At 42.0% G+C, this 2462-nt stretch carries 2 protein-coding genes; one reads left to right on the forward strand and one right to left on the reverse strand.

Features of this window, described 5'->3' with window-relative positions; translation table 11 throughout:
- The first annotated feature begins 90 nt into the window (after window positions 1-90).
- Window positions 91-1131 carry a GTPase ObgE gene (gene obgE, locus QUA44_RS30255; RefSeq protein WP_333257569.1) on the forward strand — a complete coding sequence of 347 codons (1041 nt, stop codon included), beginning with the start codon at window positions 91-93 and terminating at the stop codon, window positions 1129-1131.
- 138 nt (window positions 1132-1269) lie between these two features.
- On the opposite strand, the gene QUA44_RS30260 is transcribed toward obgE, so the two are convergent.
- Window positions 1270-2028: an HNH endonuclease gene (locus QUA44_RS30260; protein ID WP_333257566.1), complete on the reverse strand. Its 759-nt coding sequence runs from the start codon at window positions 2026-2028 to the stop codon at window positions 1270-1272.
- Window positions 2029-2462 lie beyond the last annotated feature (434 nt).

Raw genomic sequence — 2462 nt, forward strand, 5'->3', positions numbered from 1 at the left:
ACTGACTACTGACTACTGACTACTGACTACTGACTACTGACTACTGACTACTGACTACTGACTACTGACTACTGACTACTGACTCTCATTATGCAATTTATCGATCGAGCGGATGTTCAAGTCGCAGCCGGCAAAGGCGGCGACGGTATGGTAGCTTTTCGCAGAGAAAAGTATATACCAGCGGGCGGGCCAAGCGGTGGCACCGGCGGGCGGGGCGGTTCTGTGTTTATGGTGGCGGTGGAAAGCCTACAAACGCTGCTAGATTTCCAATACAACCGGATTTTTAAAGGTCAAGACGGGAAGAAGGGCGCGCCGAAGAATATGACTGGGGCTTCTGGGGACGATCGCACGATCGAAGTTCCCTGCGGTACAGTAGTTTACGACGCGGAAACTCAAGCAATCTTAGCAGATTTGGTGACGCCGGGACAGACTTTTTGCGTAGCTAAAGGTGGCAAAGGCGGTTTGGGAAATAAGTGTTTTTTGACCAATTCTAACCGGGCTCCAGATTATGCGATGCCGGGAAAAGAAGGAGAACACAAGTTTTTGCGGCTGGAATTGAAGCTGTTAGCTGAAGTGGGAATTATTGGTTTGCCGAATGCGGGCAAATCGACGCTAATTTCTGCTTTATCTGCTGCTCGCCCCAAGATAGCAGATTATCCGTTTACAACTTTAGTCCCGAATTTGGGCGTAGTCAGAAAACCCAGCGGCGACGGTACTGTATTTGCTGATATTCCGGGATTAATTGAGGGAGCGCACGAAGGTGCTGGTTTGGGTTACGAGTTTTTGCGGCACATTGAGCGGACTCGGTTGTTGCTGCACTTGATTGATATTACCGATGAAGATCCGATCGCCAATTACGTCACAATTCAGGAAGAGTTAAAGGCTTACAGGCGTGGTTTAGCCGATAAACCGCAGATTTTGGCTTTTAATAAAGTAGATGCGATCGACCTCGAAAGCGAAGAAATCGCTAATTTAATCAGCAGACTTAAAGAAATTAGCGGCGCTCCTATTTTGTTGATTTCCGCCGTTAGTAGAGTTGGATTGGATGAATTGATGCAGCAAGTTTGGCAAAAACTCGACGAGATGAACGAAAAAGAGGCCGCGGAACAGTTAGCAGTCGCGAGTGTTTAATCGCTTTCCGGTTCGTGGAATTTCCGTGAATGGGTAGGTATTTTTTGGAGGGGTCAAATCTTTCGGCTGTATGGCTGGTGCGGCAAGGGTTTGAGCCTCAATGGTATCATAAAATATCTTGGACATCTATCTACGAAGTCAGTTTTTACTAAGTAAATCTTTAATTTCTTCAATAGTAAATGGAGGATATTTCCTATGAATCATTGCATGACAGTTAGGACATAGTGGACGTAAATCTTGAATAGGATTAACTTCATATTCTTGATTAATTTCAGCTAAAGGTATTATATGGTGAACATGAATAAAACCTTTGCCTATTTCTCCAAAAACTTTTTCAAAGTTAAACTTGCAAACATAACAATTTAGCCCATAATATTCAATACATTTTTTGCGAGCTGGATTATTTCGTTCATAAGCATTAACTTTTATTTGACGGATAGAACCTTCTTTAAAAGTTTTAGTTTCCTCTACTTCTCCGACTTCATCAGGAAATATTAGTGTATCCGATGATACGCTAAAAGAATCGAAAAGCTGTTCAAAATCAAGCTTGGGTGTGGTTAAAATTTTGCCAACTAAAACATAGAGTTCTTCTTCAGAATATTCTTTAAATCCTTCATAAATTTCTTTCTCAAAACGCCATAACTCTCTCTGCCACCAGCCTCTACGCCTATTTTCATGATAAGGATCAAAGGCATCTCTCAAATTTTTGATTGTATTAGCGGAAATTCCAAGTAGAGAGCCTATTTTTTCATGGGTATCAGTCATATTACCAAATCCCAATTTCTGATAAGCATCTCTATCAAATCTTGAAAGATAATAAGCTACTATATAAGCATAGGGGGAATTACAATCACCCAAGGAGTCTCTAAGCCTATTCCAGTTATAAGGTTTTTTCACAATTAAAATTATTCATTTGTTTTGTAATACCACTTATCTAAATTATTGGTACAATCTGCATCGTTAAGTTGATTTTATACAATCACCTACTGTTTATGTGGTTTGTGGGCGGGGTGCTGGATATTCCCCAATACTGATAAGTTGCTCGCGTTCGAGGATGCGTTCTAGGAGGTTAAATTGCAGAATTTTAGCGGTTACGCGCCCTTCTGGTGTCCGTGGGACGATTGCTCCTCCTTCTAGCCGAAAATGGTCTGACCATTCCTGGAGGCGGGGATTAAAAAAGGGAGTTAGCTGTCCTGTCTCAGGGTCGATGGAACCTAGGTCAGTTCCTTTGAAACGGTTGCAGCAAGGACAGGATAAGTAGGTAGGCGGGAAAAAACATATCTATGTAACAAAACATTAAGTTACCTAATTGGAGTTAAACTTAAGACGTT

This window comes from Microcoleus sp. N9_A2 (assembly GCF_036701775.1).
Lineage (GTDB): Bacteria > Cyanobacteriota > Cyanobacteriia > Cyanobacteriales > Microcoleaceae > Microcoleus.

What these genes read in the sequence shown, in the direction of transcription:
- obgE (WP_333257569.1), top strand. Translation starts at nt 91, where the DNA reads ATGCAATTTATCGATCGAGCGGATGTTCAAGTCGCAGCCGGCAAAGGC.